We start from the raw sequence: 25,506 nt of genomic DNA, 5'->3' as shown, positions 1-25,506 counted from the left end.
TTTCCCGAAGTTATCCCAGTCTTACAGGCAGGTTGCCCACGTGTTACTCACCCGTCCGCCGCTGACCTTTCAAAAGCAAGCTTTTAAAAGGTCCGCTCGACTTGCATGTATTAGGCACGCCGCCAGCGTTCGTCCTGAGCCAGGATCAAACTCTCCAATAAAGAGTCTGAGCTTTTGCTCAAAATTTGCTAGCTTGTGTTACTTAAAATCATTTTGTCGTGTTCCGTAGAACCGACGTTATGACGCTGTTGTTTTGTTTAGTTTTCAAAGATCATTTTCATCAGTTTGTCGCTCAGAAGCGACTTTTCTAATGTATCACATTGACCAAGTTGATGTCAACATGTTTTTTGTTTTTTTGTCTTGCAAGCTTTAATGTATCTCGCAGCGACGAATAATAATATACCACGGACTTTCTTTTTCCGTCAACTACTTTTAAAAAGTTTTTTTTATTTGTTTATCTGAAGTACTTTCTTCTTATATACAAGTGTTGGAGAGACAAATAAATAGCCGCAATTAATGCGGCTGATTGGATGGCTTTAATAGGATTCCCTTTCCCTAAAGACGGCTTTGGATCGGATATATTTCATACACTCTGTGGGCGGCGCGATACGGGTGAACATTTTGTAGAGAATTTGATAGCGTTCTTCCATGGCATGCTTTACCACTCTATCGATGCGATGATCATCAAAATCGTGTAAGAGTTCTTCTAATTCTCTTTTTAATAAGTATTCCATTTCTTTTACTTCTTTATTGTTTAACAGCATCCCTAACATTTCTTCACCTCTAAAAAATACTTTATAGTGTATTTTTTCCACCAAACCGGTTTTTATGAAACATTTTCCTAAATATTTTTTGCATAAGATTTGTCCTACTGAATATTTATGAGAATAGATACTGTGGACAAGGGGGCTAAGCATGACTAATTTCTATGTAATAAACGGAAGAAAGCTTAAGCAATTATCCATCATCATTTTGGCGGCATTCTTCACTGCAGGGATTTTATATATAGAAAACTTTTCGAATCAGCCGGTGTTTTCATCCAAGGATGGACCGCGGGCAATATATAAGGGGGAAGGCAGTAATAAGGAAGTTGCTTTGTCCTTTGATATTAGCTGGGGCGATGAAAAGGCACTGCCTATCTTGGATTTACTGAAACAAAACGGCGTAACTGGTGTGACATTCTTCCTTTCCGCTTCTTGGGCGGAGAGGCACCCGGATATTGTAAAAAGGATCGTGGAGGATGGACATGAGATTGGCAGCATGGGGTATGCGTATGAAAATTACCGGGACCTTGAAGACTTAAAAGTAAAGAGGGACATTTTAAAATCATTGGATGTATTCGAGAAGCTAGAGGTCAAGAAAGTTAATTTACTACGCCCACCTAAGGGGGCTTTTGATAAACGTGTACTCGAGATTGCCAATTCCCTCGGTTTTACCGTGGTGCATTGGAGTGTGGATTCACATGACCTGATCAACCCTGGGAAGGAAATCATTGTAGATAATGTGACAAAGAATTTGAGTAATGGGGATATCGTTCTTCTTCATGCATCTGATTCTGCCAAACAAACAGAGGACGCCTTACCGGAGATTATTCAATTCATTAAGGATAAAGGCTACGAAATAAGCAGCGTCACCGAATTGATTAATAACACTAAAGCGAAAAGCAAGGAAGTACAATAACTCATAAAAATGGCGCCTCTCCGTAACGGAGAAACGCCATTTTTTATTTTGTCTCAGATGCTTTATTCAACCTATGCAACAACAGAAGCTGATAGGAGTTACATGCCAATAAAGGAAAGAGCATAAATAGCAGCCATCCTGGTTCATTTTCCCTAAGGGCAGGAAACCATTCAATCGTTGTTACAACAACCATAAAGAACAACGCAGGAATAAATGCGTGTTTATTGGTCTGCGTTTTTTTCACATAGGCTACAAGCAAGCCGTACACTAAGAGAAATATCGGAAAGGCGAAATAAGGAAGTAAGGAATCTCCTTCATTTGCAAAAGATATGTAACGGAAATATACAAGATCAAATAAAACGAAAATAATTAGCACCAGTTGTACGGCACTCCATAGGGATTTAAAAATACCCAAGCCGAATCGGTGGATCGTCAAGTAGGCAAAGAAGCCCATTTGACTAATGATACTAAATATCAAGCCTACTCCTATATACCATGCAATGATGGATAGGAATTGAAGGTATTCTCCATTTGCAAATTGTGCTGTATGTTGATCCCAACGGACTATGAACGCAACAATAACGGTAGTTACTGCTCCGACTAGTAGCGTGGAAAGAAATAATCGAACCCAATTACGACTGTTCACTTTCTTTTCCTCCATTTAACACAGATTAAAGACACTAGTTCCCATTTTACCAATGTAACCAGTAAAAATCCATCATCCTTTCCATACAAATTTGTATATTTGATTAACTTTGTCACATATTAATCGTATGAAATACATGTTGGAAGGAGTTTTCTTGATGAAAAGCTACCTTTTGCCGCCCCTCCTTCTTTCCCTCCTTCTTACTGGTTGTGCTGAGAATGAAAAAGGCGGTCAAATGGATTACGACGAAACAAAAAAAATGGTTGTAGATATATTAAAAACAGATGATGGAAAAAAAGCGATTGAAGAAATCATGGCTGATGATAAGATGAAGGCTAACTTTGTCTTGGATCAGGAAGTGGTGACAAAATCCATCGAACAAACGCTAGACAGTGAAAAAGGCGTTGAATTTTGGAAAAAGGCCTTTGAAGACCCTAAATTTGCTGAGGCTTTTGCAAAGAGTATGCAGAAAGAACATGAAAAACTTATTAAAGATTTGATGAAAGATCCAGAGTATCAAGCTATGATGGTTCAAATTTTGCAGGATCCTGAAATGGAAAAGCAAATGATTACTGTGATGAGTGGACAGGAATATAAGAAGCACCTGCAAAAAGTAATCACCGAGACTTTTGAGAGTCCATTGTTTAAAGCCAAACTACAAGACCTATTGTTAAAAGCCGCTTCTGAAATGCAAGGCGGAGAAGGACAAGGGGGCGGTGGACAAGGTGGAGAAGGTGGCGGTTCAGAAGGCGGTCAAGAGTCCGGCGGCGGTGAAGGCGGAGGCGGATAAAAAAACAAGCAGACCCACTGACTGGGTCTGCTTTATTCATTACGTTAATTCCACCACTTTTGAAGCGATGCTTAAATAAATTTTTCCTAGATCGTGATCTTCTTGGTAGATGGACGGAGCAAAGTCATCGTCATTCCAGTCAGGCTGTTGTAATGGAAGTTGTCCGAGAAGTGGGGCCTGCAACTCTTCTGCCAGCTTGTCTCCTCCACCTTTTCCAAATACATATTCTTTTTCACCTGTCTTCTTGCTCTCAAAGTAGGCCATGTTTTCAATGACACCAATCACTTCATGATCCGTTTTGATCGCCATTGCCCCTGCTCTCGCTGCAACAAATGCTGCTGTCGGATGAGGAGTGGTTACGATTAATTCTTTACAGGACGGAAGCATAGAGTGCACATCGAGCGCCACATCCCCTGTTCCAGGAGGCAAGTCTAACAGCAGGTAGTCTAAATCTCCCCATTCTACTTCGTTAAAGAAGCTGTTCAACATTTTTCCTAGCATCGGGCCTCTCCAGATAACTGGGGAATTGTCCTCTACAAAAAAGCCCATCGAGATTACTTGTACACCAAAACGTTCTACTGGAATGATTTTTTCACCACGCACGACCGGACGTTTCGTAATTCCCATCATATCAGGCACACTAAATCCATAAATATCAGCATCAATTAAGCCGACTTTTTTCCCAAGACGCGCCAATGAAACTGCCAGGTTGACGGACACAGTTGATTTTCCAACGCCGCCTTTTCCGGAAGCAATAGCGAGGAAGGTTGTTTTGTTACTAGATAGAAGTGTTTCTTCCTCTTTAGGAGCTTCTACGCCAAAACGCGCGACAACCTCTTGTGGAAGTTCCATGAAACGCAAGCCAACTGTTGCCGCTCCTGCTTCCTTTAAAAGATTAACGATGGTGCCTTGCAATTGCATCTGCTCTGCTGTTCCAGTCTTGGCAAGCGCCACCTTCACACTCACATGGTTTTTTTCTTCCTTGATAGAAATTTCTTGTATTGCGTTTGTTTCTTCAAAAGTTCTATGTAAAAACGGATCATGTAGATCTTTTAGTAACTGTACAACTTTAGCTTCTGTTAACACTGTGACCCCACCCTTATGTGATAATAGTCTATTTTCAGAATTGAATTCGTTTACAATTTCAGTATAACATATAGACTGCTTGAATTTATCGTTATGTGCCTATAAAAAATCCCCCTTTTATTATTCAGGGGGATCTGGAAGCTCTTGTTCTTTTGTATAATGACGCATCACTCCATTATAGATGGATGCCGCTAAGGATTTTTGATATTCTTCTGTATTTAATAACGCCCGCTCGGATGGGTTGGACAAGAATCCAACTTCAACTAGTGCACCAGGAATTTCAGCGTTTTTTAAAATAAAAAGTGTATTCATCGATTTGGCATACCGGTCTGTATTTTCAAGGTTGACCCTGAATTCTTCTTGGATGAACTTTGCTAAACGTTCATTTTCCTTATGCTTCGTTCCATGATAAAAGGTTTGGGCCCCTCTCCATCTTGGTGACGGGATGGCGTTTAAGTGAATGCTGAGAAAAAGATCTCCATCTGATTCATTGATCAGCTCAATCCGTTTCCGCAAATCCTCTACTTTTCTGCGGCTATAGCCTTTAGTCGCAGGATCTGCTAGGTCAACATCCTCTTCCCGAGTCATGAGTACTAATGCCCCTTGTTCTTGAAGGTAATCCTTCACATAACGGGACACTTCAAGCGCCACGTCTTTTTCTAAGACATCGCCCCCGACCGCCCCTCCATCAGGCCCACCGTGTCCAGGGTCAAGGATGATAATTTTCCCGCTCAACGGCAGACTCCACTGCTCCCAGGTATCTTTTGAGAATAGTTGATATTGAAAAACGGCGGTCACCGTTAAGATTACCGTTAGAAAAGCCCAGAATTTCCACCTTTGCATATGTACCCCTCCCGCATGTCCACTCTATACACTATATGGGACAAGGGGGAAGTTTATGATAATTAGTGCAATCTCATGCGGTACCTTTTTTCACCTTTATGGAAGCCTTCTCGCCACCAATAATCAACAAAAGCATCGCATGTCATATAAAAAGATTCATGAACCATATCATTGTCACCGATTGAACCCCAGTACAAAAAATAATCGTACAAGGTATCAATCAAATATTTCTCTTCCACGTGGCAGCGCGTTTTTACCTGCTCTGCGTTTTCACCATAATACCCAAACTTGCTATATGAAGCACCAAGAAGATAGGCTTCAATCGCTACATCAAGACAGCCTTCTTCAATGGCAGTTACCTGCTTTTTATTCTTTAAGTATGGCGAGAAAAAATCCTTCACTTTTGTCCGTAAAACCTCGAGTGATATTTCACGCAGCATCTTGCGCTCATATTTCATCTGCTTTTCCCGGCGCTTTTCCTTGAAGGTTGTTACTACAGTCATTTCTTTCACACCCTTTCCCAATTAGTTTCTTAATGGGCGAGGGCTTTCATGCGTACAAAGAATGAGTACGTTTTTCCAAGTATGGAATTGGAGTGCATAAGCTTTATTTAAGTTTGGCCGTTCCTTTCCGCTGCAGTCACTCGCTTTTCGCGGGGCGATGCTTGAGCCTCCTCACTTCGTTGCGGGTTCTCAACCTACTGCTACCTCCCGCAGGAGTCGGGTGCCTTCCGTTTCAATCCACTTGTCTCATTAAACAAAAAGCCTGCACACATGCGCAGGCAGTTAGACTATTCTGATTGGTAAAGCGCATCTTCACGGGCTTGATCCAGCTTCATATACGCTTCCTCCATAATTTTCTCCAATTCACTTATAAACTGATCCTGCTTACCTTCCTCATCAAATTCGATGGATTGAATAAGCCGCTGAGTATAGCTTTTGAGCTCTTGCTTGCTCTTTTCCGCCTCTTTCGATGTAAAATCGGCAAGTTCCTTATTAGCCTGATTTAATGAAACAGCGATTTCTTCTTTCAAAACGGACATCTGTGCTTCTTTTTCTGTTATGATCTCTTCTTCCAAAGCTTGTATGGATTCCTGTTGCTTCCCTTCAAACCAACTTGTGAGTAAAGATTTAATATTGGAACTAGCATATGCCGTTTTCAATTCTGCTGTAAAAAGCAATGCCAAGACCAGCATCGTCACATAGATCAGTCTTTTTTGGAGTTTGTTAGTCATTAATACTTTCCATTACTTCATCAAGACTTGCTTTTGCTTCTTCTTCGAGTTCTAAAGCCTTTGCCGTGATGATATTTTGCTGTTCACTCACCAATTCATTGATGATAGATGTCAAAGCATCACGCAAGTCGGTCAACTTGTATGTGATCTGCCGCTCCAGGTTATTTCTGCTTACCTGCTCTTCCATCGCAAGTTGTGCCGACAGTTCTTCTTTGGCATGTGCTATAGCCTCTTCTAACTCTGTAACCGCTGAATCTTTAGCGGAGGTCAACTCCTGGGTCATTTCATTTACTGCAGCTTGTCCCGTTTCATTGGTGAAGTTCTGGAAGCTTTCTTCGACCGTACCCATCGCTACATCTCCCTGGTTCTGGATAGCCATGTATCCTTCTAGGAAAATGTGCTGATACACTTGATAGTTCATATCCGCAAGCAGTTCTGCTTTCTCTTCGCCGAGTGATGCTATATGCTCATCCTTCGTACTCATTATCTCCGTGCCAACCCTTGTCAATTCCGCTTCCATAGTTTCATTTATCTCAAAGCCCGCACCAACTTTGAGTTGTTCGGTATTTGCTGCCCAGTTTTCAAATGCTTCGGTAGCAGCAGCTTCATTATCTGTGAGTATTGACTGTTGTGTATTGCTGAATAATTCGTTATACCATTGTCTCAACGGGGAGCCCTCACTTGCACTTGCAAACGTCATACCCACACCAGAAATCAACCCTACCGCTACTGTACCTGCCACTAATTTCTTTTGCCACGTCATTATATATCTCCCCTTTTAAGGTTTATTATTTTCATCTAATAATTCTGCGAGATATTGCTCAAGTTCATGGGTCAATTCTTCGTCCAGCTTTGATCGGCGTTCCTCGTAATAACTGTCTAGAGTGTTCTGTTTAAGTTGTGTTTTCGCTTGGGTGAGTTGTTGTATGTATTCTGCTTGGTGGTTTTGTATATTGCTCTTTGTTGAGGTGGTGGTGGACTTGAAGAATTCTCTTATTTCTAAGGAGTATTGGGAGTTGTCTATTTCTTGGAGTTGTTCTGAAAAGATGTTATTGAAGTTTTCAGGATCAAAATGCCCTTTGATATTTTCTGTCATCCAGTCTTTAAGGCTTTTCCAGCTATTAGCTTGAACTTGAGTGCCAGCGAAGAAAAAACAAGTCAGGACCAGAAAAGTAACCAATATTCTTATTTTTATGACCACTTACCTCCTTTTCTTCTTTATTAAGAACTAATGATAAAGTAAGTTTTCATTTTTTTTAAGTTGCATAATGCCTATTTTATTCACTATATAGAACAAGAGTAATTGGTTGTAATTACCTAATATTTACTTAATTACCATGTTTGTGTGTGAGATACTGCTTAGGTAGAATGGAGGGGCTCAAGTTTCTGGTCAGGCTTTGTATTTTCTAGTGGGTGTTAGTTCTCAAGAGCAATCCGTTGCAGACACGTTTTCATCGATCGTATGAGGACCTCTTTTGCGCTATACACGTCCCACTCAGGTCTTCATCGGCTTATGAAGACCTCTCTCTCCTAATACACGTTTTCATCGATCGTATGAAGACCTCTCTTGCAGAAAAATCTACCCAATCACGTCTTCATCAACCGTATGAAGACCTCTCTCGCACAAAACTCAACCCAATCATGTCTTCATCAACCGTATGAAGACCTCTCTCGCACAAAATACGACCCAATCACGTCTTCATCAACCGTATGAAGACCTCTCTCGCACAAAATACGACCCAATCACGTCTTCATCAACCGTATGAAGACCTCTCTCGCACAAAACTCAACCCAATCACGTCTTCATCAACCGTATGAAGACCTCTCTCGCACAAAACTCAACCCAATCACGTCTTCATCAACCGTATGAAGACCTCTCTCGCACAAAATACGACCCAATCACGTCTTCATCAACCGTATGAAGACCTCTCTCGCACAAAATACGACCCAATCACGTCTTCATCGGCCGTATGAAGACCTCTCTCGCACAAAACTCAACCCAATCACGTCTTCATCAACCGTATGAAGACCTCTCTCGCACAAAATACGACCCAATCACGTCTTCATCAACCGTATGAAGACCTCTCTCTCCCAATCCACGTCCTACATCGTCCGCCAAAAACACCAAAAAACCCCCAACCACAAGGGTCGGGGGTTTTCCATATTGGAATCCGAAGATTAACGTTTTGAGAACTGAGGTGCACGACGAGCGCCCTTAAGTCCGTATTTTTTACGCTCTTTCATACGCGCGTCACGAGTCAGAAGACCTGCACGCTTTAAAGAAGCACGGAACTCAGGATCAGCTTGCAATAATGCACGAGCGATTCCATGACGGATCGCACCAGCTTGACCAGTGTATCCTCCACCGTCAACGTTTACTAATACATCGTAGTTACCTTCTGTTTCAGTAACTGCTAATGGTTGTTTAACAACGTTACGTAGAGCTTCGAATGGGATGTAGTTTTCGATATCACGATCGTTGATCACGATTTGTCCGTTACCAGGAACTAGACGTACACGTGCAACGGAGCTTTTACGACGACCTGTGCCGTAGTATTGTACTTGTGCCAAAGTTATACCCTCCTTATTAATTAACCGCGAAGTTCGTAAACTTCAGGTTGTTGTGCTTGGTGTGGATGCTCGCTTCCAGCATACACATTCAATTTTTTAGCTTGCTGACGTCCAAGACTTCCTTTTGGAAGCATGCCTTTGATTGCTAGTTCTAACATCTTTGTAGGATAGTTAGTACGCATTTCTAAAGCCGTTCTTTGTTTAAGTCCACCTGGGTGCATTGTGTGACGGTAGTAGATCTTACCGTTCAACTTGTTACCAGTTAAGTGGATTTTTTCTGCATTGATGATGATTACATGATCTCCAGTGTCTACGTTTGGAGTAAAAGTTGGTTTATGTTTACCACGTAAAATGGATGCAACTTCACTTGCAAGACGACCTAAAGTTTGACCTTCAGCGTCAACCACGTACCATTTACGATTTACTTCGCTAGCTTTCGCCATAAACGTTGTACGCATTAAATTTCCCTCCTAAAAAAAATAAACCTTTTATTTTTCATTTCTTCATATATTTTATTCAACACGATGAAACTCTTCCGGGGCTTAATCGTGGGGTTAAAATACATACCATGTGATATCTTATATCTTTTTTGCGAGATTGTCAAGAAAATGTTACACCAGGATTAGTTGTCATCATAAACCACGTCCCAAAGGTATAAACCGTGTGCTGGTGCCGTTTTTCCTGCCGCTCCCCGATCTCTTGCTTCCAGGATCGAAAAAATATCTCTTGGTAATTTTTTACCTTGTCCTATTTCCAGTAAGGTACCTACAATGATACGGACCATATTATATAAAAAGCCATTGCCGACAATGCGGAATTCAAGCTCCTCCCCATTCAACTCTACATCAAGCGAGTAAATGAACCGCACCTTGTCCTCCACTTCCGTTTTTGCAGAACAGAAGCTTGTGAAATCGTGTTCGCCAATAAAATGCTCACACGCCTCTTTAACAGCTTCCAAATCCAACGGGTAAGGGTAGTGAAACACCTGATCTCGGTCAAACACATTAAAGTCCTTTGCCAGGCTCACCTTGTAACGGTATTCCTTTTTTACCACATCAAAACGTGCGTGGAAGTCCCCTGAGACAGACTCCACTCTCTTCACCCAAATATCTTTGGGTAGATGGGCGTTCAGCGCCTTCTGCCAGGCAGCCTCCGGAATACTTAGAGGCGAGTCAAAGTGCAGCACCTGCCCTACTGCATGAACACCTGCATCCGTACGTCCAGAAGCAGCAACCTTTGCCTCTGTCCCCTTATGAATTCGGGACAAAGCCTTCTGGACCTCCAGCTGAACCGTACGCTTCTCCTTTTGAATCTGATAGCCTTCAAACTGTGCCCCGTCATAGGTTAGGGTACATTTCAATCTATTCATTATATCTAACTCCATTATGTTCGAATAAGAACTAAGATAAACGTAAGGACAGCAAGCGTCACCAACAACAAGGTGTCTTTCCACTGCCATTCTAACAGACGGAATTTCGTTCTTCCTTCGCCGCCTCTATACCCTCGTGCTTCCATCGCCGTAGCAAGCTCCTCTGCGCGTTTAAACGCACTGATGAACAACGGGACAAGCAAAGGAACCAACGCCTTAACACGCTCTTTCAGAGGCCCTACAGTGAAGTCTGCACCTCTCGCACTCTGCGCCTTCATGATCTTGTCCGTTTCCTGCATCAAGGTTGGGATGAATCGCAAGGAAATAGACATCATAAGCGCTAATTCATGGACAGGGACTCCTATCTTTTTAAACGGACCAAATAACGTCTCCATCCCGTCAGTCACCTCAATTGGTGTAGTGGTCAAGGTAAGGATGGTGGTGATGGTAATCAAGAATAAAAAACGCAAGGATATAAAGATAGCCTGTATGATGCCTTCTTCGTACACTTCAATAAAACCTACTTCAAAGAGCAAGTTGCCCTCTTTTGTTAAAAAAACATGAAAAAGCATGGTAAAGATAATAATCCAGAGAATCGGCTTCAGTCCTTTTAAAATAAAGGGAACCGGTATTCTGGTAAGCAACACGATGGTCAATGTGAAGGCAGCAAGCATGGCATAGCCCCAGATGTTATTGGCAAGAAACACAACCATGACGAAAATAAATACAAGCAAGAGTTTTGCTCTTGGATCCATCCGGTGAATAAGAGAAGTACCGGGCACATAACGACCGATGATTAAATTATTCACTTCACTCATCCCCCTTTTTCAAACGGGAGGCGATCGCTTCTGCCACTTCTTCAACAGTCAGACACACTTCACTGAATTCTAAATTCAAACGCGCCCCTAACTCTTTCATAAACAAAACCGTCTCCGGAACGTCCAACCCAAGTTTCTTAATTTCCTCTGCCTGGCTGAAAATCTCCCTTGGTGTCCCTTTTAGCCCAACAGTCCCGTTGTTCATGACCACAATCGAATCTGCGTACTTTGCCGCATCCTCCATGCTGTGTGTGACTAGGATGGTGGTAAGGTTCTGCTCTTTATGCAGTTTATAAAACAGGTCCATGATTTCTTTACGTCCTCGTGGATCGAGACCAGCTGTCGGCTCGTCCAGTACAAGGACTTCCGGTTGCATCGCAAGCACCCCGGCAATGGCAACCCGGCGCATCTGTCCACCACTTAAATCGAAAGGCGATGACTCCAGATATCTATCAGGCAGACCGACAAGCTTAAGTGCCTCTCTTGCCCGCTTCTTTGCTTCCTCTTCTGGAACACCAAAATTAAGCGGACCAAAACAAACATCCTTTTCCACGGTTTCATCAAAAAGCTGATGCTCCGGAAATTGAAAAACAATCCCTACCTTTTTACGCAAGGCCTTGATGTTCTTTTCCTTTTTATTCGCATGCAAGGTGATGTCTCCAACTTGAATGCTCCCACTTGTAGGTCTTAACAATCCATTAAGGTGTTGCAACAATGTAGACTTCCCGGACCCTGTATGACCAATAATGGCAATATAGGAGTTCTCAGGAATCATCATGTCTACATCATAAAGCGCAACTCTTTCAAAGGGAGTATTCAGCTGATAGCGATGCTCTAAATCTTTGATTGTAATTTGCATAACTCATTCATCAGCCTTTCCCTATTGGTCGGATCTGTATCAAACTCCACACCCAACTGTTGCAGTTTATTCGCCAAGATGATAGGAAAAGGCAAATCAAGACCTATCTCCACAAGCTTATCTCCCATACGGAAAACTTCCTCGGGGGTTCCTTCGCCATACACTTCTCCTGCGTTCAATACAATGATTCGGTCAGCTCTAGCAGCCTCTTCCAGATCATGTGTAATGGATATAACCGTTACTCCCACCTGTTGTCGGAGCTCTTCTATTGTGTCAATTACTTCTTTTCGTCCGATAGGATCGAGCATGCTAGTAGCTTCATCCAAAATGATGATGGATGGTCGCAGCGCAATTAAGCCTGCAATGGCCACCCGCTGCTTTTGGCCACCAGAGAGCTGATGTGGCTCTTGGGTTAAAAAAGATTCCATCCCTACTTTTTCAATCCCCTCTGCCACGCGGGAAATCATTTCTTCACGGGGGACGCCAATATTTTCTAAACCAAACGCAACATCGTCCTCTACCGTCGAGCCTACAAATTGATTATCAGGGTTTTGAAAGACCATTCCTACCTGTCTTCTAATATCCCAAATCGTATCTTCTGCTAACTTTGTTCCCTGCACTGTAACAGATCCTTCTGTTGGAAGCTGCAAGCCGTTTAGGATCCTAGCCAATGTGGATTTGCCTGAGCCGTTATGGCCAACAATGGCGGTCCACTCTCCTTGTTCCACTTTCAGGTTAATATTCTTTAACGTATCCTCTTCTTGGTTTGCATAGCGGAAGGACAAACCCTTCACTTCTAAGATGGCCATCGAAAATACAACTCCTCTCTTCTCCGCTTAACTGACTCTCTCTACTATAGACTTAACCTCTAAAAAAAGAAAATAAGTAGTACAACCCACCAACACAGTTCAAGTGCAAGGGTTTGGTTATACTCCCTTGTTGCTTTACGTTGCAGGCGTTCGCTTTCCGCGGGACGGTGTTTGAGCCTCCTCACTTCGTTGCGGGGTCTCAATCAACCGTTTTCCCCCGCTGGAGTCTCACACCTTCCACTCCAAGCAACATGGGGTTACTGCTATCAACTCATAGATATTTGAAACGTTAACTTCCGTTCTTGAGAATCTTTAATACCACGTTCAATGATATTTATAGCTGGTGATTGGAGCAAAAGGCGAAGACTCCTGAGGGAGATAGCGGTAGCTTGAGACCCCGCAGCGAATGCGAGGAGGCTCAAGCACCGCCCCTAGGAAAGCGAAGCCTTTTGCGGATATCACCAGCGGTGTATTAGCAGAAACTCTTTTAAATAAATAGACAAAAAAATAAAGGGCTTAGATCAGTCATTACAACTGTCCGCCCTTATTTATGACTGACTATAGTAAGCTCAAAGAATCGTTTCCTCCTCTTTAACCCACTATCATCTATTATATATTATACAAGTTCAATGATAACCATTGGAGCTCCGTCTCCACGACGAGGTCCAAGTTTCATGATACGAGTGTATCCACCTTGACGCTCTTCATAACGTGGAGCGATATCAGCGAATAACTTTTGAACTGCGTCTTGACCAGTTTCTGCGTTCGCTACTTCATGACGAACGTAAGAAGCTGCTTGACGACGAGCGTGTAAGTCACCACGCTTACCAAGAGTAATCATTTTTTCTACTAAAGAACGTAATTCTTTTGCACGTGCTTCAGTAGTTTCAATGCGCTCGCTGATGATCAAGTCAGTAGTCAAGTCACGTAACATTGCTTTACGCTGTGCGCTAGTACGACCTAATTTTCTGTATCCCATGTTGATGTTCCCTCCTTCTGTAGAAAGTCATGAAACGTTCAAACACATAAAGATGCCTAGTTTTCCAAGTAAAAACTAGTCATCTTTACGCAGGCCAAGACCAAGCTCTTCTAATTTGTGCTTGACTTCTTCTAAAGATTTACGGCCTAAGTTACGAACTTTCATCATATCTTCTTCTGTCTTATTTGCAAGTTCTTGAACAGTGTTGATGCCAGCACGCTTCAGGCAGTTGTAAGAACGAACAGATAGATCTAATTCCTCGATAGTCATCTCTAGAACTTTTTCTTTCTGATCTTCTTCTTTTTCTACCATGATTTCAGCGTTTTGCGCTTCATCTGTTAGACCTACAAATATATTTAGGTGTTCAGTTAAAATCTTTGCCCCAAGTGCAACTGCTTCTTGTGGACCGTTACTACCATCTGTCCATACATCTAATGTAAGCTTGTCATAGTTAGAGACTTGGCCTACACGTGTATTTTCAACATAATAAGAAACACGAGAAACTGGAGTGAAAATGGAATCAATCGGAATAACACCGATTGGTTGGTCTTCACGTTTGTTTCCGTCCGCTGGTACATATCCACGACCGCGTTTTGCAGTGAAACGGATACGCAGGTGAGCGTCCTTCGCTAACGTTGCGATATGAAGGTCAGGGTTAAGGATTTCAACATCGCTGTCATGAGTAATGTCAGCAGCTGTTACAGCACCTTCACCTTGCACATCAATCTCTAACGTCTTCTCATCATCAGAATAGATTTTTAATGCTAGCTTCTTAACGTTCAAAATAACTGTTGTAACATCTTCAACGACGCCTTCAATTGTTGAGAACTCATGCAGTACACCATCTATTTGGATAGATGTTACAGCGGCACCAGGAAGTGAGGATAAAAGAATACGACGTAAGGAGTTACCCAAAGTTGTTCCATATCCACGCTCAAGTGGCTCGACGACGAATTTACCATAGTTGGCGTCATCGCTGATTTCAACCGTTTCGATTTTTGGTTTTTCGATTTCTAACATTCATAACCCTCCTTCAAAACGTCGAAACCCCGGAAAGACATATAATGTCTTACCGAAATTCCCCATAGGTATGTCCCGATTGTGCACAACAACAACATTTAATTATCTCTGTATATTTTTAAACTGTATCATCAGCCATTATTGACATGTATACAAAATCTATACAGACAAATTAAACACGGCGACGTTTTGGTGGACGGCAACCGTTATGAGGTACTGGGGTTACGTCTCTGATCGCAGTTACTTCAAGACCAGCTGCTTGTAAAGCACGAATTGCTGCTTCACGACCAGCTCCAGGGCCTTTAACTGTAACTTCAAGAGTTTTTAAACCGTGCTCCATGCAAGCTTTAGCTGCTGTTTCAGCTGCCATTTGTGCTGCGAATGGAGTAGATTTACGAGAACCTCTGAAGCCAAGAGCACCTGCACTAGACCACCCAATTGCATTTCCGTGAGAGTCAGTAATCGTTACGATTGTGTTATTGAATGTAGAACGGATATGCGCGATACCAGTTTCAATATTCTTTTTCACACGGCGTTTACGTGTATTAGTTTTGCGTGCCATATTTAACTTACCTCCTTACTTACTTAAAATTATTTCTTTTTGTTTGCTACAGTACGACGAGGTCCTTTACGTGTACGAGCGTTGTTTTTAGTGTTTTGACCGCGAACCGGTAAACCACGACGGTGACGAAGACCACGGTAGCAACCGATCTCGATAAGACGTTTAATGTTTAGAGATACTTCACGACGAAGGTCTCCCTCAACTTTTATTTTGTCTACGATGTCACGAATCTTTCCTAATTCTTCTTCCGTTAAGTCGCGAACGCGAGTTTCTTCAGAAACACCAGCTTCAGCCAATACTTTCTCAGCTGTAGAACGACCAATACCGAAAATGTATGTTAATGAAATTACAACGCGCTTGTCGCGAGGAACATCAACACCAGCAATACGTGCCATATATGCGCACCTCCCTCAAGTTATCCTTGTTTTTGTTTGTGTTTCGGGTTTTCACAAATAACCATGACTTTGCCTTTTCTACGAATAACTTTACATTTTTCGCAGATTGGCTTAACAGATGGTCTCACTTTCATCTTATATTACCTCCCTGATAGTACGGAGTGCTAAAATAGGTTTATTTAAAACGATACGTAATTCTACCGCGTGTTAAATCGTATGGAGAAAGCTCCACCGTTACTTTATCTCCTGGTAGGATTCGAATAAAGTGCATACGTATTTTCCCAGATACATGAGCCAACACAGTATGACCATTTTCCAATTCTACTTTAAACATAGCATTTGGTAAAGTCTCAATGACCGTACCTTCTACTTCAATTACATCGTCTTTCGCCATTAATTAAGTTCTCCCTTCTTCAAATCAGTAACAAGCTCATTGACAAATTTGGTTAGTGCAAAACGCAGCTTTCCATTTGTCACACGGCTTGTTTCCTTCATACTGTTCTGAACTTCTGGAGACACGTAATCAAAAAATTCAAGATGATGAATGTTCTTTTTCTTTGGGCGGTCAAACTTCCGCTTGTCTCCATCCGCTAGGACGACAAAACGCTCATCAAGAATTTTAATAATTACGGCATACTGTCCGGCATCTCTGCCTTGAGTAATCGAAACAATTTGGCCTACTTGCAAAGTCGAATCAGATTCGATCAAGCAATATCACCTCTTAGGCTTTTGTTAAGATCTCGTAGCCTGTTTCTGTAATAGCGACCGTATGTTCAAAATGAGCACACATTTTACCGTCAACAGTAACAACAGTCCAGTCATCTGCTAGCGTTTTTACGTAGCGGGTGCCTGCATTGACCATTGGTTCAATTGCAAGAACCATACCAGGTTTTAACCGTGGACCTTTGTTAGGAGGTCCATAATGAGGAATTTGTGGGTCTTCATGTAAGTCTTGACCAATTCCATGCCCTACATACTCTCTCACAATTGAAAAATCGTGTGCTTCCGCATACGTTTGAATCGCATGGGATACATCAGAGAGACGAGCGCCCGGTTTTACTTCCTTGATGCCTTCATACAATGATTGTTCCGTGACTTCAAGTAATCGCTTTGTTTCATCGGATATGTTACCAACAGCATACGTCCAAGCGGAGTCACCGTGGTAACCATTATACTTAGCACCAATATCTATGCTAATGATATCTCCGTCTTTCAGAACACGATCGCCGGGAATACCATGAACAAGTTCTTCATTAACAGAAGCGCAGATGCTTCCGCGAAAACCATTATACCCCTTAAACGAAGGAATTGCATCATGTTTGCGGATGAATTTCTCAGCAATATCATCCAATTGCTTCGTTGTTACACCAGGTACAATGTGCTTTTTTAATTCTTGGTGTGTCAGAGCGACAATTCTACCTGCTTCTCTCATGATCTCAAGTTCACGAGGAGTTTTACAGATAATCATTACGCACGACCTCCAAGAAGTTCTTCTATATCAGCGAATACTTTATCGATCGCTTGTTGGCCATTAATGTTGCGAAGATAACCTTTGGACTCATAGAAGTCTAACAATGGCTTAGATTGTTTTACGTTAACTTCAAGACGGTTACCAACTGTCTCTTCGTTGTCATCAGCACGTTGGTAAAGCTCTCCTCCACATTTGTCACAAACGCCATCCTTTGCAGGTGGGTTGAATACCAAGTGGTAAGTAGCTCCACAATCTTTACAGATACGACGTCCTGTTAAACGCTCCATAAGAATGCTTTGGTCAACATTGACATTGATGACATAGTCAATTTTACGACCTAGTTCTTCTAGCATCTGCTCAAGTGCATCTGCTTGGGGAACCGTTCTTGGGAAACCGTCTAATAGAAAGCCGTCTTTGCAATCTTCTTTTTCTAATCTTTCACGAACGATACCGATCGTCACTTCATCCGGAACAAGCTGACCTTGATCCATGAAAGACTTAGCTTTCATGCCTAGTTCAGTTTCTTCCTTCATAGCAGCACGAAACATATCTCCAGTAGAGATATGAGGGATATTGTACTTTTCGACAATTCGTTCTGCTTGAGTACCTTTACCGGCACCCGGAAGTCCCATTAGAACTAAATTCATCTTTTTGCCCCCTCAGTATCTTGTGAAGTATATTGGGATAAATTTATCCCAACTACTTCATTACTTGATAAACCCTTTATAATGACGCTTCACTAACTGGCTTTCTAGTTGCTTCATCGTCTCAAGTGCAACACCTACGACGATTAGTAGACTAGTACCGCCAATCTGCACTGCTGCAGGAAGACCGGCAAAGCTCATAAAGATAATAGGTAGGATAGAAATAGCTGCTAAGAATAATGCACCAACAAATGTTAGTCGGTAAATAATCTTGGTCAAATATTCCTGTGTATTTAAACCAGGACGAATTCCTGGGATATATCCGCCTTGTTTCTTTAAGTTTTCTGCCATCTGTTCAGGATTAGACTGAACAAATGTGTAGAAGTAAGTGAAGGCAATTATAAGAGCTACATATACAACCATACCGATTGGATTCGTGTAGTCAAATGAACTAATAATCCATCTAGTCACAGCATTCTCGTTAAAGAATGAAGCGATTGTCGGTGGTGTAATGATAAAGGATACTGCAAAGATAACCGGAATTACCCCTGCTGCATTTACCTTTAAAGGTAAGTGTGTAGTGTGTCCTCCACCAGTAGGAGCGCGACCTGCCGTCTTCTTCGCATACTGAATCGGAATTTTACGTAACGCTTGCTGAATGAAGATTACACCTACGATTACAGCTAAGATTGCAAGGATGATAAGTGCAACAATAACAAGATTTAAGAACAACTGATCACCAGCATCCTGGATCAAAGATGCGTAAATCTGATTTGCGCCGGTTGGGATTGCAGATACGATACCAGCGAAGATTAGAATGGAGATTCCGTTTCCTACGCCATGTGCCGTGATTTGCTCACCAAGCCACATCAAGAATGCAGTTCCTGCTGTTAACACTAATGCTATAAGCAGATAAGTAGTGAAAGTCGGATTCATAATCAATTGACCATTGGCCATTGTATTGAAACCGATCGACATACCAATTGCCTGAACGAAACCAAGTACAATGGTAAAATACCTAGTGAATTGAGCTAATTTGCGACGTCCAGCTTCTCCTTGTTTTGACCACTCCGTAAACTTCGGAACAACATCCATTTGCAATAACTGCACGATGATGGACGCTGTGATGTATGGCATTACACCCATGGCAAGAATAGAGAAGTTCTGAAGAGCTCCACCACCAAAAGTATTCAGGATACCAAATACACTAAGTTCATCCTGGAATTTCAAAATGTCAGAGTTCACCCCTGGTACTGGGATAAACGTACCGATACGGAAAATTACTAACATTAATAGGGTGAAGACAATTTTCTTTCTTATATCACCCACGCGCATAAAATTGGAGAATGTCTGGAACATTAAATCACCTCAACTGAACCGCCAGCTGCTTCGATAGCTTCCTTAGCTGCTGAGGAGAATTTATGAGCACGTACTGTAAGCTTTTTCTCGATAGAACCGTTACCCAATACTTTAAGACCAGCGTTTAATTTGCTAACTAAACCTGTTTCAAGAAGTAATTCAGGAGTAACTTCAGTTCCCTCGTCAAAGCGGTTTAAAGCATCAAGGTTAATGATTGCGTACTCTTTGCGATTGATGTTCGTGAATCCGCGCTTAGGTAAGCGTTGGAATAGAGGTGTTTGACCACCTTCGAATCCAGGACGAACGCCACCGCCAGAGCGTGCATTTTGACCTTTATGACCTTTACCAGAAGTTTTTCCGTTACCAGAACCAGTTCCGCGACCTACACGGTTGCGCTCTTTACGAGATCCTTCGTTAGGTTTTAACTCATGAAGTTTCATTGTGGCACCTCCTTATTTAAAAAACCGTTTCTATTTATTGCTCTTTCACAGTAACAAGGTGAGATACCTTGTTAATCATTCCACGGATAGCTGCGTTATCCTCATGGACAACTGTTTGGTGCATCTTTTTCAAACCAAGAGTTTGAACAGTCGCACGTTGATCTTGTGGACGACCGATTACACTGCGAGTGAGGGTGATTGCTAATTTGTTCGCCATTTTGTTTCCCTCCTTATCCTAACAGTTCTTCTACCGTTTTACCACGCAATTTAGCAACGTCCTCTGCACGTTTCAATTGCTTTAATCCGTTAAGTGTTGCACGGATCATGTTGATTGGTGTGTTAGATCCTAAAGATTTAGAAAGGATGTCTTGAACACCCGCTAACTCAAGTACCGCACGAACTGGTCCTCCAGCGATAACCCCAGTACCTTCAGAAGCAGGTTTCAATAGGATTTCACCAGAACCGAACTCACCAAGTACTTGGTGAGGAATTGTTGTACCAACGATAGGTACAGCAACCAAGTTCTTTTTCGCATCTTCAATTGCTTTACGGATTGCTTCAGGTACCTCTTGAGCTTTACCAGTACCAAAACCAACATTACCGTTTTTATCTCCTACTACTACAAGAGCAGCAAAGCGGAAACGACGTCCACCTTTTACTACTTTCGCAACGCGGTTAACCGTAACAACGCGTTCTTCAAGTTCTAATTTGTTTGGATCAATACGACGCATCAGTGTCCCTCCTTTGTCGATTAAAATTCTAGACCAGCCTCACGTGCAGCATCTGCTAATGCTTTCACACGGCCGTGATATAAGTATCCACCGCGGTCGAATACTACTGATTTGATTCCTTTTTCAATTGCGCGCTTTGCAACAAGTTCTCCAACTGCTTTAGCGGACTCAACGTTGCTACCGTTTGCTGTTACATCTTTGTCAAGTGTAGAAGCACTTGCGATTGTTACAGCGTTAGTATCGTCGATCACTTGAGCGTAAATGTGTTGGTTGGAACGGAACACATTTAAACGTGGACGAGTTGCAGTTCCTGATAACTTAGCACGAACACGAGTGTGTCTTTTCTTACGAGTAGAATTCTTATCAGGTTTTGTAATCATCGTGCAGTCACTCCTTTCTATCTGCTTATGCCGTATTACTTAGCAGTTTTACCTTCTTTACGACGTACTTGTTCACCTTCATAACGAATACCTTTACCTTTGTAAGGCTCTGGTGGGCGAACGTCACGAATGTTAGCTGCTAAAGCACCTACGCGCTCTTTATCAATACCTTTAATAACGATCTTTGTGTTTGCCGGTACTTCCACTTCGATCCCCTGTTCAGGAGTGATCTCAACTGGATGAGAGTAACCAACGTTAAGAACTAGTTTGTTACCTTGCTTAGATGCACGGTAACCTACCCCAATAAGTTCCAATCCTCTTTCGAAACCAGTTGTAACACCTTGAACCATGTTGTTTAAAAGTGCACGAGTTGTTCCGTGGATTGTACGGTGTTCTTTGCTATCAGAAGGACGTACTACTGTTAATACGTTCTCTTCAACTGTAATAGCCATATCTTGGCTGAATGTACGAGTTAATTCACCTTTAGGACCTTTTACGGTAACTGTGTTGTTGTCGTTTGTAATTGTAACCCCAGTTGGGATTTCAATAGGTTTTTTACCTACACGTGACATAGTTACACCTCCGTTCATTTAAAGAAATTTATTACCAAACGTATGCTAATACTTCTCCACCAGCTTGTTTTTGACGAGCTTCTTTATCAGTGATAACACCTTGAGAAGTAGAGATGATCGCAATACCTAAACCGTTTAATACACGAGGTACTTCATTTGCTTTTGCATAAACACGAAGACCAGGCTTACTGATACGCTTAAGACCAGTAATAACACGCTCGTTGTTTGCACCGTATTTCAAGAAAATACGAATGATACCTTGTTTGTTGTCTTCGATAAATTCTACGTCACGTACGAAACCTTCACGCTTTAAGATTTCAGCAACTTCTTTTTTGATTTTAGAAGCAGGAAGTTCAAGCTTCTCGTGACGTACCATGTTCGCATTGCGGATGCGAGTAAGCATATCTGCAATAGGATCTGTCATAACCATTTAATTTACCTCCTTCCCAATTATCGGGTTTTACCAACTTGCTTTTTTAACGCCAGGAATTTGGCCTTTATAAGCTAATTCACGGAAACAAATACGGCAAAGCTTAAACTTACGGATTACAGAGTGGGGACGTCCACAACGTTCGCAACGAGTGTAAGCCTGCACGTTATATTTTGGTGTGCGCTTTTGTTTCGCAATCATTGATTTTTTAGCCACATTTTCGCCTCCCTCTACCACACGCTGGTATTATTTTTGGAATGGCATTCCGAATGATGTTAAAAGCTCACGCGCTTCTTCATCAGTGTTAGCAGTAGTAACGATAACGATATCCATACCACGAACCTTGCTAACTTTATCGTAATCAATTTCAGGGAAGATAAGTTGCTCTTTCACTCCAAGAGTGTAGTTTCCACGACCGTCGAAAGACTTTTTAGAGATTCCACGGAAGTCACGAACACGTGGTAGGGAAACAGATACTAACTTATCTAGGAATTCGTACATACGCTCGCCGCGTAATGTAACTTTCGCACCGATAGGCATTCCTTCACGAAGACGGAAACCAGCGATAGATTTTTTCGCTCTTGTTACAACAGGTTTTTGACCAGTGATTGAAGTTAACTCTTCAACAGCTGCGTCTAAAGCCTTAGAGTTTGCTACTGCATCACCAACACCCATGTTGATAACGATTTTCTCAAGCTTAGGAGCTTGCATCACAGATTGATAGTTAAACTTGCCCATTAGAGCAGGAATAATTTCGCTTTGATACTTTTCTTTTAGGCGGTTCATCAAAAGTACCTCCTTTCTTAAACGTTCTATTTATCTAATTGTTCACCTGATTTTGTTGCAACACGTACTTTTTTACCGTCAACTACCTTGTATCCTACACGAGTCGGTTCACCGGACTTAGGATCTAAAGGCATAACGTTTGATACATGAATAGGTGCCTCACGGTTGATGATTCCACCTTGAGGATTTTCTTGAGATGGTTTAGCGTGCTTTTTGATCACGTTGATACCTTCTACAAGAACACGGTCTTTCTTAGGATAAGATTCAAGAATAACTCCTTGTTTACCTTTATCCTTACCAGAGATAACTACAACTTTATCACCTTTTTTGACATGCATCCTTTCGCACCTCCTTGACAAACATCTTTTCGATTTATTACAGAACTTCTGGAGCTAAAGATACAATCTTCATGTAGTTGTTATCACGTAGTTCACGTGCAACTGGTCCGAAGATACGAGTTCCACGAGGGCTCTTATCATCCTTGATGATTACGCATGCGTTCTCATCGAAACGGATGTATGAACCGTCATTACGACGAACTCCGCGCTTTGTACGTACTACAACAGCTTTCACTACGTCACCTTTTTTAACAACGCCTCCTGGTGTTGCTTGTTTCACTGTACAAACAATAACATCACCAATGTTAGCGTAGCGACGACCAGATCCACCTAGTACTTTAATAGCAAGCACTTCACGAGCACCTGAGTTATCAGCAACTTTCAAACGAGATTCTTGTTGAATCATGCATGGTACCTCCCTTCGGAATTAAATATCCGAACTTATATATTAGATAATTACAGCTTTCTCTACAACCTCTAGCAAACGGAAACGCTTCGTAGAAGATAATGGACGAGTCTCCATGATTTTTACGATGTCGCCAGTTTTAGCTGTGCTATTCTCATCATGCGCTTTGTACTTTTTAGAGTACTTAACACGTTTGCCGTAGAGTGGGTGAGTTTTGTAAGTTTCAACTAGTACAGTGATTGTTTTATCCATTTTATCGGAAACAACACGACCAGTGTAAACTTTACGTTGGTTACGTTCACTCATTTTCGCGAACCTCCTCTTGATTATTTGTTAGAAGCGATCTCTCTCTCGCGAACTACTGTTTTCATACGAGCGATTGACTTACGTACTTCGCGAATACGAGCAGTGTTTTCTAATTGACCAGTCGCTAATTGAAAGCGTAGGTTAAATAACTCTTCTTTTAAAGATTTCACTTTTTGTTCAATCTCGGCAGTGGTTAAGTCGCGTAGTTCATTAGCTTTCATTAGATTCACCACCAATTTCTTCACGTTTTACGAACTTACATTTAACTGGCAACTTATGCATAGCTAAACGTAGAGCTTCACGAGCTACTTCTTCAGATACACCTGAAATTTCAAACATAACCTTTCCAGGTTTAACAACTGCTACCCATCCTTCTGGAGCACCTTTACCGGAACCCATTCGGACCTCTAGAGGTTTTGCAGTGTATGGTTTTGAAGGGAAAATTTTAATCCAAACTTTACCGCCACGTTTCATATAACGAGTCATCGCACGACGCGCAGCTTCGATTTGACGGTTTGTGATCCAAGAAGCTTCAAGAGATTGTAATCCGAACTCTCCGAAATGTACTTCAGTACCGCCTTTCGCTTTACCACGCATTTTTCCACGATGTTCGCGGCGATATTTTACGCGTTTTGGTAATAACATAATTATTTTCCTCCTTCCTCAGTTTTCTTCTTCGTAGGAAGGACCTCTCCACGGTAGATCCATACTTTCACACCTAATTTACCGTAAGTTGTATCAGCTTCTGCTGTACCATAGTCAATATCAGCGCGAAGAGTATGAAGTGGAACTGTACCCTCACTATAATGTTCAGAACGAGCGATATCTGCTCCGCCTAAGCGACCAGAAACCATCGTTTTAATACCTTTCGCACCAGCGCGCATTGCACGTTGAAGTGATTGCTTTTGAGCACGACGGAAAGATACACGGTTTTCTAATTGACGAGCGATGTTTTCAGCTACTAATTTAGCATCAAGATCTGCTCTTTTAACCTCTAAGATGTTGATGTGTACACGTTTACCAGTTAATTGGTTAAGTGCTTTACGTAATGCTTCAACTTCCGTACCACCTTTACCAATAACCATACCTGGCTTAGCAGTGTGAACAGTAACGTTCAGACGGTTTGCAGCACGTTCGATTTCTACTTTAGAAACAGATGCGTCATTTAGACGTTTTGCGATGTATTCGCGAACTTTGATGTCTTCATGTAACAGGTTAGCATAATCTTTACCTGCGTACCATTTGGACTCCCAATCACGAATGACTCCTACACGAAGACCGATCGGATTTACCTTTTGACCCACTGGTTATCCCTCCTTCTTTTCTGATACCACGATTGTAATGTGGCTAGTACGTTTGTTAATTTGGCTCGCACGACCCATTGCACGAGGGCGGAAACGTTTCAAAGTTGGACCTTCGTTAACGTATGCCTCTGTTACAACTAGTGAGTTTGCGTCCATTTCAAAATTGTGCTCTGCATTTGCAATAGCGGACTTTAGAACCTTTTCGATTACTGGTGAAGCAGCTTTTGGAGTTAATGCCAAAATAGCTACCGCTTCGCCTACTTGCTTGCCTCGAATTAAATCCATAACTAGACGAGCTTTACGAGGAGCAATACGAACTGTTCTTGCAACAGCTTTAGCTTGCATGTAAAAGCCTCCTCTCTAATTAGCGTTTTGTTTTCTTATCATCATTTCCGTGACCTTTGTAAGCACGAGATGGAGCGAATTCTCCAAGCTTGTGACCTACCATGTCTTCTGTCACATAAACAGGTACGTGTTTACGGCCATCATATACAGCGATTGTATGTCCGATAAATTGTGGGAAAATAGTAGAACGACGAGACCAAGTTTTAACAACTTGTTTACCCTCAGTTTCATTTAACTTTTCAATCTTGTTCATTAAATGATCATCTACAAAAGGCCCTTTTTTCAAGCTGCGACCCATGTGGAAACCTCCCTTCGTGATTGCTCTACGGCTCC

42 protein-coding genes and 1 rRNA gene are annotated in these 25,506 nt (G+C 42.0%); 2 read left to right on the top strand and 41 right to left on the bottom strand.

The features are described from left to right. Nucleotides 1–161: ribosomal RNA gene (locus FZC76_RS21280) — 16S ribosomal RNA — on the bottom strand; the annotation flags it as partial. 375 nt (nt 162–536) lie between these two features. Then, nucleotides 537–773, bottom strand: a complete 237-nt coding sequence (locus FZC76_RS21275; RefSeq protein WP_148990121.1) for a hypothetical protein — start codon at nt 771–773, stop codon at nt 537–539. 142 nt (nt 774–915) lie between these two features. On the opposite strand from FZC76_RS21275, the gene pdaB reads away from it, so the two are divergent. Further along, entirely contained in the window at nt 916–1,680 is a 765-nt protein-coding gene (pdaB, locus tag FZC76_RS21270; protein WP_148990120.1) for a polysaccharide deacetylase family sporulation protein PdaB, read from the top strand. A gap of 43 nt (nt 1,681–1,723) precedes the next feature. Here pdaB and FZC76_RS21265 read toward each other — a convergent pair whose 3' ends face one another. Next, a complete protein-coding gene (locus FZC76_RS21265) occupies nt 1,724–2,326 on the bottom strand; it encodes a KinB-signaling pathway activation protein (RefSeq protein WP_148990119.1) in 603 nt (200 codons plus the stop codon). 157 nt (nt 2,327–2,483) lie between these two features. On the opposite strand from FZC76_RS21265, the gene gerD reads away from it, so the two are divergent. Beyond that, on the top strand, nt 2,484–3,116 hold the full coding sequence (gene gerD, locus FZC76_RS21260; protein ID WP_187442176.1) for a spore germination lipoprotein GerD: 633 nt from the start codon (nt 2,484–2,486) through the stop codon (nt 3,114–3,116). A 39-nt stretch (nt 3,117–3,155) separates the two neighbouring features. Here the strand turns inward: gerD and FZC76_RS21250 are convergent, their stop codons facing one another. The 38 genes from FZC76_RS21250 to rpsS all read right to left on the bottom strand — a co-directional run bounded on the left by FZC76_RS21250 (nt 3,156) and on the right by rpsS (nt 25,471). Next, the gene (locus FZC76_RS21250; RefSeq protein ID WP_148990118.1) at nt 3,156–4,202 is read right to left on the bottom strand and encodes an Mrp/NBP35 family ATP-binding protein; all 1,047 of its coding nucleotides are present in this window, start codon (nt 4,200–4,202) and stop codon (nt 3,156–3,158) included. 120 nt (nt 4,203–4,322) lie between these two features. Then, on the bottom strand, nt 4,323–5,045 hold the full coding sequence (gene cwlD / locus FZC76_RS21245; protein ID WP_148990117.1) for an N-acetylmuramoyl-L-alanine amidase CwlD: 723 nt from the start codon (nt 5,043–5,045) through the stop codon (nt 4,323–4,325). Nucleotides 5,046–5,107: 62 nt separating this feature from the next. Continuing rightward, entirely contained in the window at nt 5,108–5,548 is a 441-nt protein-coding gene (locus FZC76_RS21240; RefSeq protein WP_010191559.1) for a YbaK family protein, read from the bottom strand. 287 nt (nt 5,549–5,835) lie between these two features. Continuing rightward, entirely contained in the window at nt 5,836–6,279 is a 444-nt protein-coding gene (locus FZC76_RS21235; RefSeq protein ID WP_148990116.1) for a hypothetical protein, read from the bottom strand. Continuing rightward, on the bottom strand, nt 6,272–7,042 hold the full coding sequence (locus FZC76_RS21230; RefSeq protein WP_148990115.1) for a hypothetical protein: 771 nt from the start codon (nt 7,040–7,042) through the stop codon (nt 6,272–6,274). The genes FZC76_RS21235 and FZC76_RS21230 overlap by 8 nt, the downstream gene beginning before the upstream one ends. Nucleotides 7,043–7,057: 15 nt before the next feature. Beyond that, on the bottom strand, nt 7,058–7,480 hold the full coding sequence (locus FZC76_RS21225; protein WP_148990114.1) for a hypothetical protein: 423 nt from the start codon (nt 7,478–7,480) through the stop codon (nt 7,058–7,060). A 977-nt stretch (nt 7,481–8,457) separates the two neighbouring features. Then, nucleotides 8,458–8,850: a 30S ribosomal protein S9 gene (rpsI, locus tag FZC76_RS21220; protein ID WP_060666582.1), complete on the bottom strand. Its 393-nt coding sequence runs from the start codon at nt 8,848–8,850 to the stop codon at nt 8,458–8,460. 20 nt (nt 8,851–8,870) lie between these two features. Further along, complete coding sequence (gene rplM / locus FZC76_RS21215; RefSeq protein ID WP_060666583.1) at nt 8,871–9,308, bottom strand: 50S ribosomal protein L13; 438 nt, start codon at nt 9,306–9,308, stop codon at nt 8,871–8,873. Between the two features lie 164 nt (nt 9,309–9,472). Beyond that, on the bottom strand, nt 9,473–10,219 hold the full coding sequence (gene truA, locus FZC76_RS21210; RefSeq protein ID WP_148990113.1) for a tRNA pseudouridine(38-40) synthase TruA: 747 nt from the start codon (nt 10,217–10,219) through the stop codon (nt 9,473–9,475). Between the two features lie 14 nt (nt 10,220–10,233). Next, complete coding sequence (locus tag FZC76_RS21205) at nt 10,234–11,037, bottom strand: energy-coupling factor transporter transmembrane component T family protein (RefSeq protein WP_262372744.1); 804 nt, start codon at nt 11,035–11,037, stop codon at nt 10,234–10,236. Beyond that, entirely contained in the window at nt 11,030–11,896 is an 867-nt protein-coding gene (locus tag FZC76_RS21200) for an energy-coupling factor ABC transporter ATP-binding protein (RefSeq protein ID WP_148990111.1), read from the bottom strand. The genes FZC76_RS21205 and FZC76_RS21200 overlap by 8 nt, the downstream gene beginning before the upstream one ends. Beyond that, nucleotides 11,872–12,705, bottom strand: coding sequence for an energy-coupling factor ABC transporter ATP-binding protein (locus tag FZC76_RS21195; protein ID WP_148990110.1), 834 nt, complete (start codon nt 12,703–12,705; stop codon nt 11,872–11,874). Before FZC76_RS21195 ends, FZC76_RS21200 begins: the two co-directional genes overlap by 25 nt. Nucleotides 12,706–13,321: 616 nt before the next feature. After that, on the bottom strand, nt 13,322–13,684 hold the full coding sequence (gene rplQ, locus FZC76_RS21190) for a 50S ribosomal protein L17 (protein WP_010191541.1): 363 nt from the start codon (nt 13,682–13,684) through the stop codon (nt 13,322–13,324). A gap of 75 nt (nt 13,685–13,759) precedes the next feature. After that, on the bottom strand, nt 13,760–14,704 hold the full coding sequence (locus tag FZC76_RS21185; RefSeq protein WP_148990109.1) for a DNA-directed RNA polymerase subunit alpha: 945 nt from the start codon (nt 14,702–14,704) through the stop codon (nt 13,760–13,762). A gap of 172 nt (nt 14,705–14,876) precedes the next feature. Continuing rightward, nucleotides 14,877–15,266: a 30S ribosomal protein S11 gene (gene rpsK, locus FZC76_RS21180; RefSeq protein ID WP_060666589.1), complete on the bottom strand. Its 390-nt coding sequence runs from the start codon at nt 15,264–15,266 to the stop codon at nt 14,877–14,879. 29 nt (nt 15,267–15,295) lie between these two features. Next, the gene (rpsM, locus tag FZC76_RS21175; protein ID WP_060666590.1) at nt 15,296–15,661 is read right to left on the bottom strand and encodes a 30S ribosomal protein S13; all 366 of its coding nucleotides are present in this window, start codon (nt 15,659–15,661) and stop codon (nt 15,296–15,298) included. Nucleotides 15,662–15,681: 20 nt separating this feature from the next. Beyond that, nucleotides 15,682–15,795 carry a 50S ribosomal protein L36 gene (rpmJ, locus tag FZC76_RS21170; protein WP_003156543.1) on the bottom strand — a complete coding sequence of 38 codons (114 nt, stop codon included), beginning with the start codon at nt 15,793–15,795 and terminating at the stop codon, nt 15,682–15,684. A 41-nt stretch (nt 15,796–15,836) separates the two neighbouring features. Beyond that, nucleotides 15,837–16,055: a translation initiation factor IF-1 gene (gene infA, locus FZC76_RS21165; RefSeq protein ID WP_010191517.1), complete on the bottom strand. Its 219-nt coding sequence runs from the start codon at nt 16,053–16,055 to the stop codon at nt 15,837–15,839. After that, nucleotides 16,055–16,369, bottom strand: a complete 315-nt coding sequence (locus FZC76_RS21160; protein WP_148990108.1) for a KOW domain-containing RNA-binding protein — start codon at nt 16,367–16,369, stop codon at nt 16,055–16,057. Before FZC76_RS21160 ends, infA begins: the two co-directional genes overlap by 1 nt. 13 nt (nt 16,370–16,382) lie before the next feature. Then, nucleotides 16,383–17,129, bottom strand: a complete 747-nt coding sequence (gene map / locus FZC76_RS21155) for a type I methionyl aminopeptidase (RefSeq protein ID WP_010191515.1) — start codon at nt 17,127–17,129, stop codon at nt 16,383–16,385. Continuing rightward, nucleotides 17,129–17,779: an adenylate kinase gene (locus FZC76_RS21150; RefSeq protein WP_148990107.1), complete on the bottom strand. Its 651-nt coding sequence runs from the start codon at nt 17,777–17,779 to the stop codon at nt 17,129–17,131. Before FZC76_RS21150 ends, map begins: the two co-directional genes overlap by 1 nt. 60 nt (nt 17,780–17,839) lie before the next feature. Next, complete coding sequence (secY, locus tag FZC76_RS21145; protein ID WP_148990106.1) at nt 17,840–19,135, bottom strand: preprotein translocase subunit SecY; 1,296 nt, start codon at nt 19,133–19,135, stop codon at nt 17,840–17,842. Beyond that, nucleotides 19,135–19,575: a 50S ribosomal protein L15 gene (rplO, locus tag FZC76_RS21140; protein ID WP_148990105.1), complete on the bottom strand. Its 441-nt coding sequence runs from the start codon at nt 19,573–19,575 to the stop codon at nt 19,135–19,137. Before rplO ends, secY begins: the two co-directional genes overlap by 1 nt. A 34-nt stretch (nt 19,576–19,609) precedes the next feature. After that, on the bottom strand, nt 19,610–19,792 hold the full coding sequence (rpmD, locus tag FZC76_RS21135) for a 50S ribosomal protein L30 (RefSeq protein ID WP_060666596.1): 183 nt from the start codon (nt 19,790–19,792) through the stop codon (nt 19,610–19,612). A 13-nt stretch (nt 19,793–19,805) separates the two neighbouring features. Continuing rightward, on the bottom strand, nt 19,806–20,306 hold the full coding sequence (gene rpsE, locus FZC76_RS21130) for a 30S ribosomal protein S5 (RefSeq protein WP_060666597.1): 501 nt from the start codon (nt 20,304–20,306) through the stop codon (nt 19,806–19,808). A 20-nt stretch (nt 20,307–20,326) separates the two neighbouring features. Then, on the bottom strand, nt 20,327–20,686 hold the full coding sequence (rplR, locus tag FZC76_RS21125) for a 50S ribosomal protein L18 (RefSeq protein ID WP_060666598.1): 360 nt from the start codon (nt 20,684–20,686) through the stop codon (nt 20,327–20,329). Nucleotides 20,687–20,721: 35 nt separating this feature from the next. After that, complete coding sequence (rplF, locus tag FZC76_RS21120) at nt 20,722–21,258, bottom strand: 50S ribosomal protein L6 (RefSeq protein ID WP_148990104.1); 537 nt, start codon at nt 21,256–21,258, stop codon at nt 20,722–20,724. A 31-nt stretch (nt 21,259–21,289) separates the two neighbouring features. Further along, nucleotides 21,290–21,688: a 30S ribosomal protein S8 gene (gene rpsH, locus FZC76_RS21115; protein WP_010191507.1), complete on the bottom strand. Its 399-nt coding sequence runs from the start codon at nt 21,686–21,688 to the stop codon at nt 21,290–21,292. Between the two features lie 30 nt (nt 21,689–21,718). Next, nucleotides 21,719–21,904, bottom strand: a complete 186-nt coding sequence (locus tag FZC76_RS21110) for a type Z 30S ribosomal protein S14 (protein WP_060666600.1) — start codon at nt 21,902–21,904, stop codon at nt 21,719–21,721. Nucleotides 21,905–21,934: 30 nt separating this feature from the next. Further along, nucleotides 21,935–22,474 carry a 50S ribosomal protein L5 gene (gene rplE, locus FZC76_RS21105; RefSeq protein WP_148990103.1) on the bottom strand — a complete coding sequence of 180 codons (540 nt, stop codon included), beginning with the start codon at nt 22,472–22,474 and terminating at the stop codon, nt 21,935–21,937. Between the two features lie 26 nt (nt 22,475–22,500). Beyond that, complete coding sequence (gene rplX, locus FZC76_RS21100) at nt 22,501–22,812, bottom strand: 50S ribosomal protein L24 (RefSeq protein ID WP_010191502.1); 312 nt, start codon at nt 22,810–22,812, stop codon at nt 22,501–22,503. 37 nt (nt 22,813–22,849) lie between these two features. Further along, nucleotides 22,850–23,218, bottom strand: a complete 369-nt coding sequence (gene rplN, locus FZC76_RS21095) for a 50S ribosomal protein L14 (RefSeq protein ID WP_010191501.1) — start codon at nt 23,216–23,218, stop codon at nt 22,850–22,852. Between the two features lie 42 nt (nt 23,219–23,260). After that, complete coding sequence (rpsQ, locus tag FZC76_RS21090) at nt 23,261–23,524, bottom strand: 30S ribosomal protein S17 (RefSeq protein WP_060666602.1); 264 nt, start codon at nt 23,522–23,524, stop codon at nt 23,261–23,263. 20 nt (nt 23,525–23,544) lie between these two features. Then, nucleotides 23,545–23,745, bottom strand: a complete 201-nt coding sequence (gene rpmC, locus FZC76_RS21085) for a 50S ribosomal protein L29 (protein WP_010191499.1) — start codon at nt 23,743–23,745, stop codon at nt 23,545–23,547. Continuing rightward, a complete protein-coding gene (gene rplP, locus FZC76_RS21080; protein WP_010191498.1) occupies nt 23,735–24,169 on the bottom strand; it encodes a 50S ribosomal protein L16 in 435 nt (144 codons plus the stop codon). The genes rpmC and rplP overlap by 11 nt, the downstream gene beginning before the upstream one ends. A gap of 2 nt (nt 24,170–24,171) precedes the next feature. Continuing rightward, nucleotides 24,172–24,828, bottom strand: a complete 657-nt coding sequence (rpsC, locus tag FZC76_RS21075) for a 30S ribosomal protein S3 (protein WP_060666603.1) — start codon at nt 24,826–24,828, stop codon at nt 24,172–24,174. Nucleotides 24,829–24,831: 3 nt separating this feature from the next. Continuing rightward, nucleotides 24,832–25,173 carry a 50S ribosomal protein L22 gene (rplV, locus tag FZC76_RS21070; RefSeq protein ID WP_010191496.1) on the bottom strand — a complete coding sequence of 114 codons (342 nt, stop codon included), beginning with the start codon at nt 25,171–25,173 and terminating at the stop codon, nt 24,832–24,834. 19 nt (nt 25,174–25,192) lie between these two features. After that, on the bottom strand, nt 25,193–25,471 hold the full coding sequence (gene rpsS / locus FZC76_RS21065) for a 30S ribosomal protein S19 (protein ID WP_060666604.1): 279 nt from the start codon (nt 25,469–25,471) through the stop codon (nt 25,193–25,195). Nucleotides 25,472–25,506: the final 35 nt, after the last annotated feature.

The organism is Sutcliffiella horikoshii (assembly GCF_008180725.1).
Classification (GTDB): Bacteria; Bacillota; Bacilli; order Bacillales; family Bacillaceae_I; genus Sutcliffiella_A; species Sutcliffiella_A horikoshii_B.
This window is presented reverse-complemented; position numbering and strand designations above follow the sequence as displayed.